Raw genomic sequence first — 17,539 nt, forward strand, 5'->3', positions numbered from 1 at the left:
GCGGAGGCGCTGGCATCGGCATAGGCCTGGGCACGGGTTCTGGAGGAACAACACCGGTCACCGGCGTTCCCGAGCTGCCGGCACGCGAGGCCCTCATCGCTCGCGCGAGAACCTTCGAACTCGACACGCCCTACGTGCCGCCACCCGGCGACCCGCTGGAGCACAACACCTCGGGCTACGCGAAGACGATGTGCTCCGCCGCATTCGTCACCGGCCTCGATCCCGATTTCGCCGTCGAGAGCGTGGGCTACTTCACAGGGCCCTACGACCAGCGCAAGAAGGTCGGCAGGCCGGTGGTCGACCGCGACAAGAAGGAAGTCCGCATCGCCATGCCCAATGGGCCGACGCTGGTGGCGCGCTACTACGGTTCGCAGGGCTGCATCACGCTGCCAGCCGGCAACGACGGCGTGTTCTTCACGCCGGTGGCCGTCAAGAGTGCCCTGCCCGATCCCTCGACCCAGCCGTGGCCGATGGGCGACGTGACGCCCGCCGGTCCCGCGCCCGGCATCGACACAGCAAAGGTGGGCCAGGCAGTCGACGCGGCCTTCGAGCTGCCGGAGGCCTACACCGCAGCCTTCGTCGTCACGCACAAGGGACGCATCGTCGGCGAGCGCTACAGGAGCGGCATCACGGCGACCACGCCGCTCGAATCGTGGTCGATGGGCAAGAGCGTGACCGCGACGATGCTGGGCGTGCTGATGAAGCAGGGCGAATACCGGCTCGACCAGCGCGCGCCGATTCCCGAGTGGCAGGCCACCGGCGACAAGCGCCAGGAGATCCGGATCTCGGACATCCTGCACATGTCGAGCGGGCTGCGCATCAAGGCGCCCGATGACCCGGACTTCGACCCCAACGGCACCTACCCCGACCACACCTATCTCTACACCGGCCGCATCAACTCGTTCAACTACGCGGCCACCCGCCCGCAGCAGTGGCCGCCCAACACCGTCGGGCGCTATCGCAATACCGACCCGGTGCTGGCGAACTACCTGATCCGCCTTGCCGTCGAGAAGCGCGGCGAGGAGTACCTGTCGTTCCCGCAGAGAAACCTGTTCGACAAGATCGGCATCCGCACGATGACCCTGGAGACCGATCCGTATGGCAACTTCCTCGCGCAGGGCTATGACTTCATGTCGGCACGCGATTGGGCGCGCCTGGCCAACCTGTATCTGCAGGACGGCGTCTGGAATGGCGAGCGCATCCTGCCCGAAGGTTTCGTCAAGTTCGTGAGCACCCTTGCACCGGCCTGGGCGGCCGACAAGCGCCCGATCTACGGCGGGTTCTTCTGGTTGAACGGCACGAGCACGTGGCCGGTGCCGACCACGGCGTACTACATGCTGGGCGCGGGTGGGCAGACGGTGCTGATCGTTCCTTCGCACGACCTGGTGGTGGTGCGTCTGGGCCATGACAAGGGAGAGCGGGCATCGGCCACGAGCCTGCGAAAGGCGCTGTCGCTCTTGATGCAAGCCGTGCCCAGTTCGTCGTGAGCAAGAGAGACCTCCTCGTTTCCCATTTCTGCAGCGGTGACGCCATCCGCAGCCGAAACGTGAGCGATATCGTGCTGGCGAAAACGCTCGACGTGCCTGCGCCCCCTGCACGCCTGCTTGGGGATTGGGAAAGAGAGATTTCTTCGCAGCTGTTGCTGGAACCCGGCGACGTCGAGGCGCTGCCCTTGGCCCGGGCGCGTGCACGCTGGCCGGACTACCGGCTCTGCGTGCAGGCGGTATCCGACTGGACGCGCACGCTCGGGCTGCCCGAGGTGCTTGCCTCGAGCGACGTCGCCCTCATGGCTTGCCGCGGCGCGAGGTACCACCATGACGGTGCGCAATACGGCGGCGCGGCCTTCTGCAATCTTTTCGTGAGCGAGGAGAAGGGGCTGGACTTGCACTTCCCCTTTGCAGGTCATCGAATCCCCCTCGTCCGGGGTACTGCCGTGATATTCGATACCGGCCAGCCTCATGGTGTCATTCGACGCGGCAGCAGCGGCTTCGATGTGGCCGACTTCGCGTCCGGCCAGGATTGCACGCAAATGTTCCTGACCTGGGAGCTTCCGATCGAAGACACCCATGTCGCGCACGCTCTTCAGATCACTTTCGACGTCGCCCCCTCGACCTCGTCACAACTGGAGGAAGAGCAGGTCCGGCTGAACGGCGAGCGGGCCGCCGTGTGCCCGAGTACCGGTCAGTGGCGCAGTGCCGATTGACCGTCAGCGGCTGAGTGGAACAGCCCCGGCCGCCAGTTCCTTCAGGCACGCGCTGACCGCCTGGGGCGGTGCCTTTTCGTGACAGCGCGCTGCCGCCTCGCGGGCAACGGATTCGCTCAAGCGCCGCTCCCGCGCGGCCTCGACCTGGAATTCGACGACCCACTTCATGAGCATGGCCATCGCGATCAGCAGGCCGATCAGGGCGGCCACCAGCGTCATGCGCCAGTCCCGAATGCGAAGGATCGACGCTGCGGACTTGCTCGCCACGGGTGCTGTGGGTTCTTGCAAAGCCATTTAGCGCGGGAGCTCCGGAAAGACCCACATGCTCAAACCAAGAATCAGGCCGGCTCCCAGCGACACGATGGCCGCGGTCATGAGCATCGATGCCGCAACGATGTTGGGAACCCGAATGGCCCCGACCACGAAGGCAACGGCCGCCAGGATGCACAGGAACACCGACAACCAGGCGACGTATGCCGGCCCGAGCCGGGGCGCCAACGGTTCGTCCGGGCTGATGTCGGACAGGAACGGGGTGCGCATGAATTGCCTCCTCTTGCAAGATGTCGCGGCGGATCGGCTCAGGTTGACCTTGGGTCAAGATCCTTCGGATCCGCTTGCAACTGCCCCTGAACTTCACCAAGAAAGTTACCGGAAGAGGTTATGAAAAATATGCGCCCGGGCTAAGGGAGTAGTTCGCAAACATGGCGCATGAAGAGCCGGTGCAGGCAGAAAGCTCGAGTGCCTGAGCAATATTTGACAAATGTCAAACCCGGCTCGTCCGCGTCGAAGCGTGGCGAGTTGCAGGCTTCTTGAAAAAGAAGCTCGAGGTCAGGCCGAGCGAAGCTGATCACGCAGCTTCTGCCCGATCTCCGGGCGTTCCAGGAACGGGTCGGCCGGATTCGTGATGGAGACGATGTTCTCCATGCGGCTTTTCACGTTGCCCAGCGCCTTCGGATGGCTGAACACGTAGAACTGGTTGGCGCTGATGGCGTCGAACACCTTGGCCGCCACTTCGGCCGCCGTGATCTTGCCGCTGCTCACCGCCTTGTTGCTCATGGCCTGGCCGATGAGCTGGCTCTTGGTGAGTTCGCTGTCCTTCGGTGCATTGGGCCGGTTGCGCTCGCTGCTGGTGATGCCGGTGGGCACGAAGTACGGGCACAGCAGGCTCGCCCCGATCTGGTCGGTGACGAGGTTCAGGTCCTGGTACATCGTCTCCGTGAGGCTCACGACCGCGGCCTTGGCCGCGTTGTAGATGCCCATGTTGGGCGGCGTCAGCAGGCCGGCCATGCTCGCGGTGTTGGTGATGTGGCCGCGATAGCTCGGGTCTTTGGCCGCCGCTTCGAGCATCATCGGCGTGAACAGGCGCACGCCGTGGATCACGCCCCACAGGTCCACGCCCAGCACCCATTCCCAGTCGGCCACGGTGTTCTCCCACACCAGGCCGCCAGCGCCCACGCCCGCGTTGTTGAACACGAAGTGCGGCGCGCCGAAGCGTTCCTTCACGGCCGCGGCCAGCGCTTCCATCTGTGCCGCGTTCGACACGTCGACCTTGCGCGCCAGCACCTGCGCGCCAGCGGCTTCCATTTCTGCCTGGGCCTTGTCGAGCGCATCCTGCTGCACGTCGACCAGCACGAGGTTCATGCCGCGGGCGGCGCCGATGCGCGCGCACTCCAGGCCGAAGCCCGAACCCGCGCCGGTGAGAACGGCGGTCTTGCCCTTGAAGTCCTGAATCATTTGCCGGTGTCCTTCTGTTGAATGTCTCTGACGTTGGAGCTTCAATTGAAATACGGAACGCGCGCGAGCGCAGTCACGAAGGTGCCCCGGCCAGGCTTCAGGCGTCCGCCTTCTTCAGCACATACCCGATGCGCGGAAAGTGCACGTGCACCGTGCCCACGCGCTCGTTGCTGCGCTCCAGCGTGTAGTGCGTGCGCGTGGCCGCCACAAGCGTGCCCGGTGTTTCTTCCAACCCGAAGCTCTCGGCGCGGACGGTGACGGCGCTGCCGAGCGGAATGCCATGGTCGTCCTGGAAGGTGCTGTCGGTCAGCAGCGTGTGCGGCGTCGCAGCCTTGGCGACGGCAATGGCGTCGTCGCTCGTGAACTTCTCGGGCGCGCCGTGGCCAATGGCGGCCATGCGGTCCATCCAGTCGATCACCGCAGGCGTCAAGTCGAGGATGGTGCGCACCGACTCGATGCGGCGCGTGTACCAGAGCGGGTGATAGGCCGAGAAGTCAGCGATGGTGGGCACCTCGCCCAGCAGGTAGGGTTTCTCGTCGAGCATGTCCGACAGGCGGCGCAGGTACGACTTGTAGGCGCTGGCGGCATCGGCCGGGCGCAGGCGGGTCATGTTGCCTGCGCTCATCTTGCCGCGGTCTTCGCCGAAGGCCTTCGCGGCTTCGGGCGGGGCCTTGGCGAACACCTCGGCGGCGCCCTTGGGCTGCAGGCTCCAGGCCATGGCGGACCAGAACAGCGTGGTGTCGGCCCACTGCGCGAGGATGCGCGACATGCCTTTTTCGGGCTCCGGGTACAGCGTGGGTTCGGGTTGCAGATGCTCCAGCACGTCGGCGATGAGCGCGCTGTCGCAATACATGTCGGCGCCGATCTGCAGGAACGGCGTCTTGCGGTAGCCGCCGGTGAGCACCTCCACATCGGGCTTGGGCATGATCGGCGGGATGAAGACCGATTTCCACGGCAGCTTCTTGGCGCCGAGGATCATGCGCACCTTCTCCGAGAACGGCGAGGTCAGGTAGTGGTGGAGGATCAGGTCGGCCATGGTGTTTCCTGTGGGGCTGTCGTTGTGTGTTCAGCGAGGTTGCGCGCGCTGGATGATCGAATCGAAATCGGTGCCCGCGGCCAGCGTACCGAAGACGTTGCCCCAGTCTCCGCCAAGGCGCGAGGCACAGAAGGCGCCGACGACGGCGGGGGGCGCGGTCTGCGCGAGCAGCGCGCCCTGCACGGCCAGCGCCACGTCCTGCGCGAGGCGGCGGGCCTCGGCTTCGGAGGCCATGGCCTCGATGCGTGCCGGCAGCGCCTCGGCGAGCCTGTCGAGCGCGGCGTGCTGGCCGCGCGCGGGTGCCAGCTCTTTCGCCAACGCGGCGACCGCGTCGCCCTTGCGCAGGCCACGCAGCAGGTCGAGCGCCATGATGTTGCCAGCGCCTTCCCAGATGGAGTTGAGCGGCATCTCGCGGTAGATGCGGGCCATGATGCCTTCGCCGCCCTCTTCCACGTAGCCGTTGCCGCCGAGGCACTCCATGGCTTCCTGCGCGAAATGGCTGCCGCGCTTGCAGATCCAGAACTTGGCGACAGGCGTGAGCAGGCGGGCCATCAGGCGCTCATGCTCGTCGGCCTGTTGGTCGAAGGCCCTGGCAAGGCGGATGGCAAGCGCGGTGGCGGCTTCGCTTTCGAGTGCGAGGTCGGCCAGCACGTTCTTCATCAAGGGTTGCTCGATCAACGGCTTGCCGAAGGCGTTGCGCTGCGCCGCGTGGTTGAGCGCGATGCCCAGCGACTGGCGCATGAGGCCGCTGGTGCCCAGCGCGCAGTCGAGCCGCGTCATCGTGCCCATCTCGAGGATCTGCGGAATGCCGCGGCCCTCCTCACCCACGAGCCATGCGCTTGCGCCCTGGAATTCGACTTCGGAACTCGCATTGGCCTTGTTGCCAAGCTTGTCCTTCAGGCGCTGGATCTGGATGCCGTTGCGCGTGCCGTCGGGCAACACGCGCGGCAGGAAGAAGCAGCTGAGCCCGGACGGCGCCTGCGCCAGCACCAGGAAGGCGTCGCACATCGGCGCCGAGAAGAACCACTTGTGTCCGGTGATCGCATAGCGCTCACCCCAGGCATCGCTGCCGTCGCGCACGGCCCGGGTGGTGTTGGCCCGCACGTCGGAGCCGCCCTGCTTCTCGGTCATGCCCATGCCCATGGTCACGCCGGGCTTGTCCTTGAAGACCTTCAACGCCGGGTCGTACCAGAGGCTGCCGAGCTTCGGTCCCCAGTCGGCGTACACGCCTGCGTTGCTGCGCAGCGCGGGCGTGGCCGCATAGGTCATGGAGACGGGGCAAAGAATCGACGGCTCCAGCTCGGTGAAGAGCATGAAGCCCGCCGCGCGCAGCACGTGCGGCGAGGCCGAGGTGCCGGTCCACGGCGTGCCGTGCAGCCCTGCACCCACCGCGGCGGTCATCAGTGCGTGGTAGCTCGGGTGGAACTCCACTTCGTCGATACGCCGTCCGAAGCGGTCGTGCGTGTGCAGCTCCGGCATATGGATGTTGGCGAGCCGTGCATGCGCCTGCATGCCGGCTGTGCCGAGGGCAGCGCCCAGTTCGTGCAGCTGCGTGGTCTGCAGCGCGGGCGCATTGAACTTCAGCGCGTCGCGCAGGGGCCGGTTGGTGTCGAAGAGGTTGTAGTCCACCAGCGGCGTGGGCTGGTTGAACACCTCGTGCGTCGAATTCATTCGAATACCTCCGTGCTTCGCACTGCGGTGCGCGCTTGCTTGGGGCGGCCCGGCACGGCGCGCATGACCGGCCTCCTTTCCCGCGCGTTCAGTTCATCGGGGGCAATCAGATCAGCTTGACCAGTTGCTTGCCGAAGTTCCGGCCCTTGAGCAGGCCCAGGAAGGCTTCAGGCGCGGCTTCGATGCCCTGCGCGATCGACTCGCGCGGCTTGAGCTTGCCGGTGCCCACCAGCGTGCCCAGCTCCGTCAGCGCCTCGGGCCACACTTCCATGTGCTCGCTGACGATGAAGCCTTCGATCTTCATGCGGTTGATGAGGATCAGCGCCGGGTTTGCGAGCGGCAGCGGCTGGCCGTCGTAGCCCGCGATCATTCCGCACAGCGCCACGCGGGCGAAGGCGTTGGCGCGCAGCAGCACGGCGTCGAAGATGTAGCCGCCGACGTTCTCGAAGTAGCCGTCGATGCCGTTGGGGCAGGCTTCCTTGAGCGCGGCGCTCATGGTCTTCACGTCGGGGTGCACACGGTAGTCGATGCAGGCGTCGAAGCCGAGTTCGTCGGTCACGTACTTGCACTTGTCGGGGCCGCCGGCAATGCCGACCACGCGGCAGCCGCGCGCCTTGGCCAGCGCACCGAAGGCGCTGCCGACCGCGCCGCTGGCGGCGGTGATGACCACCGTTTCACCGGCCTTGGGCGCAATGATCTTCACCAGGCCGTACCAGGCGGTAACGCCGGGCATGCCGACCGCGCCGAGGTAGTGCGACAGCGGCACGTGCGTGGTGTCGACCTTCTTCAGCGCGCCGGGCTGCGAGGCATCGACCACGCTGTATTCCTGCCAGCCGCCGAAGCCGACCACCTTGTCGCCCACGGCATACCTGGGGTGCTTGCTCTCGACCACTTCGCCGGCGGTGCCGCCCTGCATGGTCTGGCCCAGCGGCTGCGGCTGCGCGTAGCTCTTCGAATCGTTCATGCGCCCGCGCATGTACGGGTCGAGGCTCATGTAGTGGTGCCGCACGAGCACCTGGTTGTCCGCGAGCGCGGGGGTCTCGGCTGTCACGAGCTTGAAGTTGCCCGCCACGGCTTCGCCGTCGGGGCGGTTGTCGAGGTGGATCTGTTTGTTGGTAGGCATGAAAGAAATCTCCGGGAATATGGTCGTGTCAGTCGGTCGATGGCGGTCGCATCTCGTTGACGCTCGACGGGCCGGTCGGCAGCCGGCGCTTCACATACTTGAAGGTGCCGGTGGCGTGGGCGCAAACGCGCTCCTGTTCGTCGTAGATTTTGGCCTCGGTGAAAGCCAGCGTCGCCGTCCGGTGAATGAGCGTGCCGCGCGCATGCAGCGGACCGACCGAAGGCTGCATGAAGCTGGTCTTCATCTCGATGGTGACCACGCCGGTCTCGGGCGCCACGCTGCGCGCTGCCGCCGCCATGGTGATGTCGAGCAGCGTCATGCAGGCGCCGCCGTGCGTCACGTCGAAGGTGTTCAGGTGCTCGGGCTTGGCGGTGTAGCAGATCTCGGACTCGCCGCCCTCGAACTTCGTCAGAGAAAAGCCCAGGTGGCGCGCGAACGGGATCTGGCTCGTGTACGAGCGGATGTTGATGTCGCTGGAATCGGAAGAAGAAGACATGTCAGGCAGCACCCAGCACGACGCTCACGCCGCCGTCGACCGCCAGCCATTGGCCGGTGATGTGCTTGCCGGCATCGCTCGCGTAAAGCAGCGTCAGGCCCTTCAGGTCTTCGTCGTCGCCCAGGCGGCCGAGCGGCGCCTGCGCGGCCATCTTCTCTTCGCCCAGCGACTTGATGAGGCCGGCGGCCATCTTCGTCATGAAGAAGCCCGGGCAGATCGCGTTCACGGTGATGTTGTACCTGCCCCATTCGGCAGCCAGCGTGCGCGTGAAGCCGATCACCGCGGTCTTCGAGGTGTTGTAGGCCAGCGTCTGCATCTCGGGAGGGTTGCCGTTCAACCCGGCGATCGAGGCAATGTTGATGATGCGGCCGGTCTTCTTCGGGATCATGTAGCCGTTGGCGATCTGCTGCGACAGGATGAAGTAGCCGCGCACGTTGAGGTTCATCACCTTGTCCCAGGCCTCGACCGGGTGGCTCTCGGCTGGCGCGCCCCAGCTGGCGCCCGCATTGTTGATGAGGATGTCGACCGCGCCCATACGCTGCAGCGTCTCGTCGGCCAGGCGGCGGGTGTCTTCTTCCTTCGAGCAGTCTGCGGCAATCCAGCGCGCGTCGATGCCTGCGGCCTGCAGCTCAGCGGCGGCCTGCTCCAGGTCGTCGGCCTTGCGCGAGCTCAGCATGATCTTCGCGCCGGCTTCGCCCAGCGCATGGGCCATCTGCAGGCCCAGGCCGCGCGAACCACCGGTGATGAGGGCGGTCTTGCCGGTGAGGTCGAAGAGTTGCTGGACGGTGCGTGCGGTCATGAGAGATGTCTCCAATCAGGGGCTGAATTGTTCAGGTCGGGAAATGCCGCGGAACCGGCTTCGCCGGGCCGCAGGCGTTGTCCCCTGCAAGGGGGTTGGCGAAGCGACACGAAGTGCGCGCAGCCTGGGGGTGAGTCATGCCATGTAGTCCATGCATTGGCGGGCCTCGCGGACCGCGCCGATGAAGGGCTTCAACGCCACGTGCTGCGGGTGATCCGCATAGGCCGCGAGTGCGGCCGCGTCGGTGAACTCCGAGTACAGGATCAGGTCGTAGGTGGCTTCGAGCCCGGGCTGGGCAATGGCCACCTCGAAGCGCAGCGTGCCGGGCGACAGCTTGGCGCAGGCGTCGAGCAAGGCCTTGGCTTTCAACAGGTTGGTCGCCTTGTCGGTGCCCTCGGCGTGTTCCTTGAACTTCCACATCACGATGTGCTTGAGCATGGTGGACCTCGTTACTTGCTGGTGGGGTTGTCGTTGGGCAGGCGCGAGCGCACGTAGATCAGCGCGAAGCCGATCAGCGCCACGACGCCGCCGGGCACGGCGATGGACCAGCCCAGCGCGGCGTCGGTGCGGCCGGTGGCGATGCCCAGGATCACGACGAACAGGCCGCCGTAGATCAGGATCCAGATCCACTTCTCGAGCCGCGCGTGCGGCTTGGGAGGCTTGACGGAGGGGGTGTTGTTGCTGGGGTTGGCGTTCGGCGAATCGGTAGTGGCCATCAAAAGGCGTCCTCGGGCAAAGCTGTACAGGTCGGATCACGGGTTTCGACCACGTTGAGCCATGCGCCGATTTTCGGCAGCTCGTAGTGGAAGAAATAGTCCGTGGCGCCGATCTTGCCAGCTGTTACCGCCCTCGCCTTTTCCGCGTCGGTTTCCAGGGCCCGCGCCGCCACGTCCAGCCAGATCCAGGCCAGCACCGTGTGGCCGAAGGCCTGCATGTAAGGCACGGCGTTGGCCAGCGCTTCGGCCGGGTCGCCGGTGGACCAGGCGGCCTCGGTGGCGCTGCCGATGCGCTGCAGCGCGGCGCCCAGCGCCTCGGCGTGGGCCGCCAGCGCCGGCACCCTGGCCGCTCGGCCGATGGTGTCGGTCATGCGCGCGGCCAGCAGTTGGAGGCCGCGGCCCTTCTCCATCAGCACCTTGCGGCCCAGCAGGTCGGCTGCCTGGATGCCGTGGGTGCCCTCGTGGATCATGTTCAGGCGGTTGTCGCGCCAGTACTGCTCCACCGGAAAGTCGCGCGTATAGCCATAGCCGCCGTGCACCTGGATGGCCAGCGAATTGGCCTCCAGGCACCACTCGCTGGGCCAGCTCTTGGCGATGGGCGTGAGCACTTCAAGCAGCAGGCGGGCGTCGTCGGCAGCCTGTGCGTCGCCGGTCTTCTGCTCGTCGACCAGCCGGGCGCAGTACAGCTCCAGCGCCAGCGCGCCTTCGCAGTACGCCTTCTGGGCGAGCAGCATGCGGCGCACGTCGGCGTGCTCGATGATGCGCACCTGCGGCGCGGCCGAGTCCTTGGCGACCGCGGCGCCGGCGGCGTCCGGCTTCTTCACCAGCCGTCCCTGCGGCCGGCTCCTGGCGTATTCGAGCGAGGCGTGGTAGCCCGCCATGCCCAGCATGGTGGCCGCCGTGCCGACGCCGATTCGCGCCTCGTTCATCATGTGGAACATGCAGTGCAGGCCCTTGCCAGGCTCGCCGACGAGGTAGCCCACCGCGCCCGCCTTGCCGCCGACCGGGTACTTGCCCTCGCCGAAGTTCAGCAGCGTGTTGGTGGTGCCGCGCCAGCCCAGCTTGTGGTTGAGGCCCGCGAGCGCCACGTCGTTGCGCTCGCCCGTGAGTGCGCCCTGCGTGTCAACCATGCGCTTGGGCACGATGAACAGCGAGATACCGCGCGTGCCGGGCACCAGCTTGCCGTTCTCGTCCGGGATCTTGGCCAGCACGATGTGCACGATGTTCTCGGTCAGCTCGTGGTCGCCCGACGAGATCCACATCTTGTTGCCCGTGAGCCGGTAGCGCGGGCCCAGCGGGTCTTGCTGAAAGTCGTCGCCGTCGGGCACGGCGCGCGTCGCCACGTCGCTCAGCGACGAACCCGCCTGCGGTTCCGACAGGCACATGGTGCCGGCCCAGCGTCCGGAAAATTCATTCTTCGCGAACACCTCTTTCTGCCTCTCGGTGCCGTGCACCATCAGCAGGTTGGCGTTGCCGCTCGTGAGCATGTTGGAGCCGATGCTCACCGAGGCCATCGCGAAGAAGCTGTTGGCCGCCGCCTGCATCGTGTAGGGCAGTTGCATGCCGCCGATGTCGTAGTCCTGCGCCGCACTCATCATTCCCGACTCGACGAAGGCCTTGTGCGCGTCGTGCGTGGCCTGCGGCAGGATGACCTTCTCGCCGTCGAAATGCGGCTCCTGCGTGTCCACCGTGCGGTTGAACGGCGCGTACTTCTCGCGCGCGATGCGCTCGCAGGTGTCAAACACCGCGTCGAATGTTTCGCGCGAGTGGTCGGCAAAGCGTTCGCGCTGGTTGAGCGACTCGGCATCGAGCCAGTCGTAGAGCAGGAAGTCGAGGGTGGGACGCAGGCTCATGGTCGGATTTCGGTGGATGTCATGAGGCCGCGGCGTCCCTTCTCAGGAACACCGCGGAACCGGCTTCGCCGGGCCGCCGGTGTTGCCCCCGGGAAGGGGGTTGGCGAAGGCGACACGCAGTGCGCCGCAGACTGGGGGAGAGTCAGAGAACTTCGAACACGCCCGCGGCACCCATGCCGCCGCCGATGCACATCGTGACCACGACCTTCTTGGCGCCACGGCGCTTGCCCTCGATGAGCGCGTGGCCCGTCAGGCGCTGGCCGCTCACGCCGTAGGGGTGGCCCACGGCGATGGCGCCGCCGTCAACGTTCAGGCGGTCGGCCGGAATGCCGAGCTTGTCGCGGCAATAGATCACCTGCACGGCGAAGGCTTCGTTCAACTCCCACAGGTCGATGTCGTTGACCGTGAGGCCCAGGCGCTTGAGCACCTTCGGGATCGCGAAGACGGGGCCGATGCCCATTTCGTCGGGCTCGCAGCCAGCCACGGCAAAGCCGAGGAAGCGGCCGAGCGGCTTCAGGCCCTTCTGCTGCGCGTACTTTTCGTCGACCACCACGCAGGCGCCGCCGCCGTCGGAGAACTGGCTGGCGTTGCCGGCCGAGATCAGGCCGCCGGGCATGGCCGGGCGGATGCCGCTGATGCCCTCCTTGGTGGTGCCCGGGCGGATGCCTTCGTCGTTCTCGACGGTGACTTCCTTGGTGCGCAGGCCCATCACGGGGTCGGCCACGCCGGCCAGCACGGTGATGGGGGCGATCTCGTCCTTGAAGCGGCCGGCTTCCAGCGCGGCGGTGGCCTTCTGCTGGCTGGCGGCGCCGTATTCGTCCATGGCGTCGCGACCGATGTTGTAGCGCTTGGCGACCTGCTCGGCCGTCTGCAGCATGTTCCAGTAGATCTCGGGCTTGTGCTTCACGAGCCACGGGTCGGCCAGCATGTGCTTGTTGGCTTCGTTCTGCACGCACGAGATGCTCTCGACGCCGCCGGCCACGTACACGTCGCCCTCGCCCGCGATGATGCGCTGGGCGGCGGTGGCGATGGTCTGCAGGCCCGAGGAGCAGAAGCGGTTGATGGTCATGCCCGAGGTGGTGATCGGCAGGCCGGCGCGCAGCGCGATCTGGCGCGCGATGTTGGAGCCGGTCGCGCCTTCGGGCGTGGCACAGCCCATGATGACGTCGTCCACCGAGGCGGGGTCGATGCCGGCGCGCTGCACGGCGTGCTGCACCGCATGGCCGCCGAGCGTGGCGCCGTGCGTCATGTTGAAGGCACCCTTCCAGCTCTTCGCGAGCGGCGTGCGGGCGGTGGAAACGATGACGGCGCTGGTCATGGTGAGGTCCTTTGAAGCAGATGGAAGGAAAAAGAGAGAGCTGTCGTCATTGCGCCGGAGCAGCGTTGGTATTGCTCAGGAGCTGGTGATAGAAGCCGATCATCTCGCCGTAGTTCGAGATGGCCAGGCGTTCGTTGTTGCCGTGGAAGCGGGCCAGGTCTTCGCTCTTCACACGCAACGGCGAGAAGCGGAAGACGGCGTCGCTCACGAGGCTGAAGTGGCGCGAGTCGGTGGCAGCGGTCATGAGGCCGGGTGCCACCACCGCATCGGGAAAGCTCTGGCGCACGGCTTGCTGGATCGCGCGGTAGCCGGTGCTGTCGGTCGGCGACACCGGCGACGGCTCGGAATTGCCCGGGTAAGCCTTGATCTTGATGTCGTCGTTGCCCAGCGCCTTGCGCAGGTGCGCCTCGGTGCCGGCCAAGGTGTCGCCCGGCAGCACGCGGAAGTTGACGGCGGCCTCGGCGCGGCCGGGCAGCACATTGTCCTTGTTGCCCGCGCGCACGATGGTCAGTGCGGTGGTGGTGCGCAGCATGGCGTTGCTGCTCGGGCTCTTCTCGAGCTGGCCGCGCACCAGCGGCTCGGTGAGCCACAGGTTGGACAGCATCACGCGGTTGACACCGCTCATTTCGGGCGCCAGCGCACCGAACATCTGGCCGGCCACGCCGCGGATGCCGCCGGGCATCGGATTGGCTTCGAGCCGCGCGAGCGCCGCGCTCATGCTGCCGATCGCGCTGTGCTGCGGCGGCATCGACGAGTGGCCGGGGGCCGTGTCGAGCGAGAGGAAGAAGGTGCCGTAGCCCTTCTCCGCCAGGCCGATGAGCGCTGCGGGCTTGCTCAGGCCCGGCAGCACGCCGTCGAGCACCAGCAGGCCTTCGTCGAGCACCCACTCCAGGCGCACGTTGCGCGACTTGAGCAGTTCGGCAATGGGCAGCGCGCCGCGCAGGCCGCTCACTTCTTCGTCGTCGCCCATCACGAGGTAGACGGTCTGCCTGGGCTTGAAGCCGGCGCCGATGAGCAGCTCGACGGCTTCCATCTGCGCGAACAGGTTGCTCTTGTCGTCGAGCGTGCCGCGGCCCCAAACGAAGCCGTCCTTGATCTCGCCGGCGAAGGGGTCGGTCGTCCACGCCTTCTCGGTGCCCGGCGCGATGGGCACCATGTCCTGGTGCGCCATCAGCGCGATGGGCTTGGCGCTCGGGTCGGTGCCGGTCCAAGTGTAGAGCAGCGCCTTGTTGCCGATCACTTCCTTCTTGAGAGTGGCATGCACCTTGGGGAACTGCTGTTCGAGGAACGCGTGCAGCTTGTCGAACTCGGCCGCGTTGGCAGCCGGGTCGTCCAGGCTCGACACCGTGCGGAACGTGATCGCCGTGGACAGCCGCTTGGCGGCCGCCTGCAGGTCGATGTTCAGCTTGGGCGCGGGCGCCACCGCCAGCTGCTGCGACGGCGTGGTCCAGGTCTTGACCGCCACGGCAGCCACCAGCAAGGCGATTGCCAGCAGCAGCCCGAGGAAGATGCGTTTCAACATGAGCGGTCTTGACCCTGTTCAGTCTCAGCTGAACTGCTTGCCTTCGGCCACGAGCTTCTGGATCAGCGGCGCGGGCTGCCAGAACTCGCCGTCGTCGCGCGGGTTCTTCGCGAAGCGCTTCATCGTCTCGGCCACGTTGTAGAGGCCGACTTGCGATGCGTAGTGCATCGGGCCGCCGCGCCAGATCGGGAAGCCGTAGCCCGTGAGGTACACCATGTCGATGTCGCCCGACTTCGAGGCAATGCCGTCTTCGAGGATGTGCGCGCCTTCGTTGACCAGAGCGAACACCAGGCGCTGCACGATCTCTTCATCGGAAATCTTGCGCGGCGTGATGCCCAGTTCCTTGCGGTGGTCTTCGATCATCTTGTTGACGAGCTCCGACGGAATCGCGTCGCGCTTGCCGGCCTGGTAGTCGTACCACCCTGCCCCGGTCTTCTGGCCGAAGCGGCCCAGTTCGCAGAGCTTGTCGGCCGTGCGGCTGTACTTCATGTCGGCGCGTTCGACGGCACGGCGCTTGCGGATCGCCCAGCCGATGTCGTTGCCGGCCAGGTCGCCCATGCGAAACGGACCCATGGCAAAGCCGAACTTCTCGACGGCCTTGTCGACCTGCTGCGGCGTGGCGCCTTCGTCCAGCAGGAAGCCGGCCTGGCGGCTGTACTGCTCGATCATGCGGTTGCCGATGAAGCCATCGCACACGCCGGAGACCACCGAGGTCTTCTTGATCTTCTTGCCGATGGCCATGACCGTGGCGAGCACATCCTTGGCGGTGGCCTTGCCACGCACCACTTCGAGCAGCTTCATCACGTTAGCCGGGCTGAAGAAGTGCATGCCGACCACGTCCTGTGGACGCTCGGTGAACGAGGCGATCTTGTCGACGTCGAGCGTGGAGGTGTTCGAGGCCAGGATCGCGCCCTTCTTGGCGACGCGGTCCAGTTCCTTGAAGACCTTTTCCTTCACGCCGATTTCCTCGAACACGGCCTCGATGATGAGGTCGGCGTCCTTCAGGTCGTCATAACTCAGCGTGGTGCTCAGCAGCGCCATGCGCTGCTCGTACTTGTCCTGCTTGAGCTTGCCCTTCTTGACCTGGGCTTCGTAGTTCTTCTTGATGGTGGCGACGCCGCGGTCGAGCGCCTCCTGCTTCATCTCGAGGATCTTCACGGGAATGCCCGCGTTCAGGAAGTTCATCGAGATGCCGCCGCCCATGGTGCCGGCGCCGATGACGCCGACGGCCTTGATCTCGCGCTTGGGCGTGTCTTCGGGCACGTCGGGGATCTTGCTCGCGGCGCGTTCGGCCATGAACAGGTGGCGCAGGGCCAGCGATTCGGGCGTGAACATCAGCGAGGTGAAGATGCGGCGCTCTTCGGCCATGCCCGCGTCGAACTTCATCTTGGTGGCGGCCTGCACGGCGTCCACGCATTGCAGCGGCGCCGGGTAGTTCTTCGACATGCCGCCGACCATGTTCTTGGCGAACTGGAAGTAGGCGTCGCCCTGCGGGTGCTTGCACGGCAGGTTGCGCACCAGCGGCAGCGCGTCGGCGCCGGTCTTGCCGGCCACGCTCTTGGCGAAGGCAACGGCTTCGTCGAACACAGACTCGGGCGAGTCGGCCAGCTTGTCGAACAGCTTCTGGCCGGGCAGGCTCGCGAGCAATTCGCTTTTCACGGGTTCGCCGCTGACGATCATGTTCAGTGCGGTTTCCACGCCGAGCACGCGCGGCAGGCGCTGCGTGCCGCCGGCGCCGGGAATCAGGCCGAGCTTGACTTCGGGCAGCGCGATGCTGGTGCCCGGTGCTGCCACACGATAGTGACAACCCAGGGCCAGTTCGAGGCCGCCGCCCATGCACACCGAGTGGATGGCCGCGACGATGGGCTTGGCCGAGGCCTCGAGCGCGAGGATCACGCTCAGCAGGTTGGGCTCCTGCAGCGCCTTGGGCGTGCCGAACTCCTTGATGTCCGCGCCGCCCGAGAACGCCTTGCCGGCGCCGGTGATGACGATGGCCTTGACGGCGTCGTCGGCGTTGGCCTTCGACAGGCCATCGGTGATGCCGATGCGCGTCGAGAAGCCGAGACCGTTGACCGGAGGGTTGGTCAGTGTGATCACGGCGATATCGCCGAGCACTTTGTATTCAGCCGTCATGCTGCGTTCCTTGGTGTGAGAAGAAAAAGAAGAAAAAGCACGAGTGTTCTTTTTCGGGGGATTCTAGGCGTTTCGCGAGGCCAAACAATGGCACGCAGTCGCTGTAGAGACAAGGCCTTCCATGAGGAGGGCGGGACTTTCCGGAAACACCGCGGAACCGGCTTTGCCGGGCCGCAGGTGTTGCCCCCTGCAAGGGGGTTGGCGCAGCGACACGAAGTGCGCGAAGCCTGGGGGTCTGCCTAAACCTCCAACCACTCCTTGCGAGTGGTCGCGTCGGCGCGCAGGCTGTCCGGCGTGCCGTCGAACACGATGCTGCCGTGGCCCATGACGAGCGCGCGGTCGGAGATCTGCATCGCGATGGTGAGCTTCTGCTCGATCAGCAGCACCGAGATGCCCTTGTCCTTGAGCGTGCGCAGGTATTGCCCCACCAGCTCGACGATCTTGGGCGCCAGGCCCTCGGTCGGCTCGTCGATGATGATCAGGTCGGGGTCGCCCATGAGCGTGCGGCACAGCGTGAGCATCTGCTGCTCGCCGCCCGAGAGCACGCCGGCCTCGGTGTGCTGGCGCTCCTTCAGGCGCGGGAACATGCCGTACATGTCGTCGAACGACCAGCGGCTGCCTTTGCCCGAGCCCTTCTGCCCCAGCAGCAGGTTCTGGTGCACCGTGAGCTTGGGGAAGATGTCGCGGTTCTCGGGCACGTAGCCGATGCCGAAGTGCGCGATCTCGTAGGCCTTGCGGCGCAGGATGTCCTGGCCCTTCCAGTGCAGGCCGCCTTCGGCATGCACCAGGCCCATGATGGCCTTGGCGGTGGTCGAGCGGCCCGAGCCGTTGCGGCCCAGCAGCGCGACGATTTCGCCGGGGTTCACGTCGAAGGAAACCCCATGCAGCACATGGCTCTTGCCGTAGTAGGCGTGGATGTCTTGAAGCTTCAGCAT

17 protein-coding genes are annotated in these 17,539 nt (G+C 66.2%); 2 read left to right on the plus strand and 15 right to left on the minus strand.

Annotated features, from left to right (window positions below):
- The coding region (locus ACCD11_RS26525) for a serine hydrolase domain-containing protein (protein WP_413316107.1) at window positions 1-1,487 on the plus strand (1,487 nt) is incomplete at its 5' end.
- A complete protein-coding gene (locus tag ACCD11_RS26530; RefSeq protein WP_413316108.1) occupies window positions 1,484-2,203 on the plus strand; it encodes a hypothetical protein in 720 nt (239 codons plus the stop codon). The genes ACCD11_RS26525 and ACCD11_RS26530, both read left to right, overlap by 4 nt.
- 3 nt (window positions 2,204-2,206) lie before the next feature.
- Here the strand turns inward: ACCD11_RS26530 and ACCD11_RS26535 are convergent, their stop codons facing one another.
- The 15 genes from ACCD11_RS26535 to ACCD11_RS26605 all read right to left on the minus strand — a co-directional run bounded on the left by ACCD11_RS26535 (window position 2,207) and on the right by ACCD11_RS26605 (window position 17,539).
- Window positions 2,207-2,422 carry a hypothetical protein gene (locus ACCD11_RS26535; RefSeq protein WP_413316109.1) on the minus strand — a complete coding sequence of 72 codons (216 nt, stop codon included), beginning with the start codon at window positions 2,420-2,422 and terminating at the stop codon, window positions 2,207-2,209.
- 75 nt (window positions 2,423-2,497) lie between these two features.
- A complete protein-coding gene (locus ACCD11_RS26540) occupies window positions 2,498-2,743 on the minus strand; it encodes a hypothetical protein (RefSeq protein WP_413316110.1) in 246 nt (81 codons plus the stop codon).
- A 288-nt stretch (window positions 2,744-3,031) separates the two neighbouring features.
- Complete coding sequence (locus ACCD11_RS26545; RefSeq protein ID WP_007832740.1) at window positions 3,032-3,937, minus strand: SDR family oxidoreductase; 906 nt, start codon at window positions 3,935-3,937, stop codon at window positions 3,032-3,034.
- A 97-nt stretch (window positions 3,938-4,034) separates the two neighbouring features.
- A complete protein-coding gene (locus ACCD11_RS26550) occupies window positions 4,035-4,973 on the minus strand; it encodes a glutathione S-transferase family protein (protein WP_413316111.1) in 939 nt (312 codons plus the stop codon).
- Between the two features lie 30 nt (window positions 4,974-5,003).
- Window positions 5,004-6,644: an isovaleryl-CoA dehydrogenase gene (locus ACCD11_RS26555; RefSeq protein ID WP_413316112.1), complete on the minus strand. Its 1,641-nt coding sequence runs from the start codon at window positions 6,642-6,644 to the stop codon at window positions 5,004-5,006.
- 106 nt (window positions 6,645-6,750) lie between these two features.
- Window positions 6,751-7,767 (minus strand): NADP-dependent oxidoreductase, encoded by a 1,017-nt coding sequence (locus ACCD11_RS26560; RefSeq protein ID WP_007832734.1) that lies wholly within the window; start codon window positions 7,765-7,767, stop codon window positions 6,751-6,753.
- A 28-nt stretch (window positions 7,768-7,795) separates the two neighbouring features.
- Window positions 7,796-8,263: a PaaI family thioesterase gene (locus tag ACCD11_RS26565; RefSeq protein ID WP_007832732.1), complete on the minus strand. Its 468-nt coding sequence runs from the start codon at window positions 8,261-8,263 to the stop codon at window positions 7,796-7,798.
- 1 nt (window position 8,264) lies between these two features.
- Entirely contained in the window at window positions 8,265-9,062 is a 798-nt protein-coding gene (locus tag ACCD11_RS26570; RefSeq protein ID WP_007832730.1) for an SDR family oxidoreductase, read from the minus strand.
- A gap of 135 nt (window positions 9,063-9,197) precedes the next feature.
- Window positions 9,198-9,500 carry a Dabb family protein gene (locus tag ACCD11_RS26575; RefSeq protein WP_007832728.1) on the minus strand — a complete coding sequence of 101 codons (303 nt, stop codon included), beginning with the start codon at window positions 9,498-9,500 and terminating at the stop codon, window positions 9,198-9,200.
- Between the two features lie 11 nt (window positions 9,501-9,511).
- Window positions 9,512-9,778 carry a hypothetical protein gene (locus ACCD11_RS26580; protein WP_413316113.1) on the minus strand — a complete coding sequence of 89 codons (267 nt, stop codon included), beginning with the start codon at window positions 9,776-9,778 and terminating at the stop codon, window positions 9,512-9,514.
- Window positions 9,778-11,631: an acyl-CoA dehydrogenase gene (locus ACCD11_RS26585; protein WP_413316114.1), complete on the minus strand. Its 1,854-nt coding sequence runs from the start codon at window positions 11,629-11,631 to the stop codon at window positions 9,778-9,780. The genes ACCD11_RS26580 and ACCD11_RS26585 overlap by 1 nt, the downstream gene beginning before the upstream one ends.
- A gap of 142 nt (window positions 11,632-11,773) precedes the next feature.
- Complete coding sequence (locus tag ACCD11_RS26590) at window positions 11,774-12,949, minus strand: acetyl-CoA C-acyltransferase (RefSeq protein WP_413316115.1); 1,176 nt, start codon at window positions 12,947-12,949, stop codon at window positions 11,774-11,776.
- A 46-nt stretch (window positions 12,950-12,995) separates the two neighbouring features.
- Window positions 12,996-14,471 carry a M20 family peptidase gene (locus tag ACCD11_RS26595; RefSeq protein WP_413316116.1) on the minus strand — a complete coding sequence of 492 codons (1,476 nt, stop codon included), beginning with the start codon at window positions 14,469-14,471 and terminating at the stop codon, window positions 12,996-12,998.
- A gap of 24 nt (window positions 14,472-14,495) precedes the next feature.
- Window positions 14,496-16,604 (minus strand): 3-hydroxyacyl-CoA dehydrogenase NAD-binding domain-containing protein, encoded by a 2,109-nt coding sequence (locus ACCD11_RS26600; RefSeq protein ID WP_413316117.1) that lies wholly within the window; start codon window positions 16,602-16,604, stop codon window positions 14,496-14,498.
- Between the two features lie 239 nt (window positions 16,605-16,843).
- Window positions 16,844-17,539: an ABC transporter ATP-binding protein gene (locus ACCD11_RS26605; protein ID WP_093240316.1), complete on the minus strand. Its 696-nt coding sequence runs from the start codon at window positions 17,537-17,539 to the stop codon at window positions 16,844-16,846.

The sequence above is a fragment of the Variovorax sp. Varisp36 genome, from assembly GCF_047304235.1.
GTDB lineage: Bacteria > Pseudomonadota > Gammaproteobacteria > Burkholderiales > Burkholderiaceae_C > Variovorax.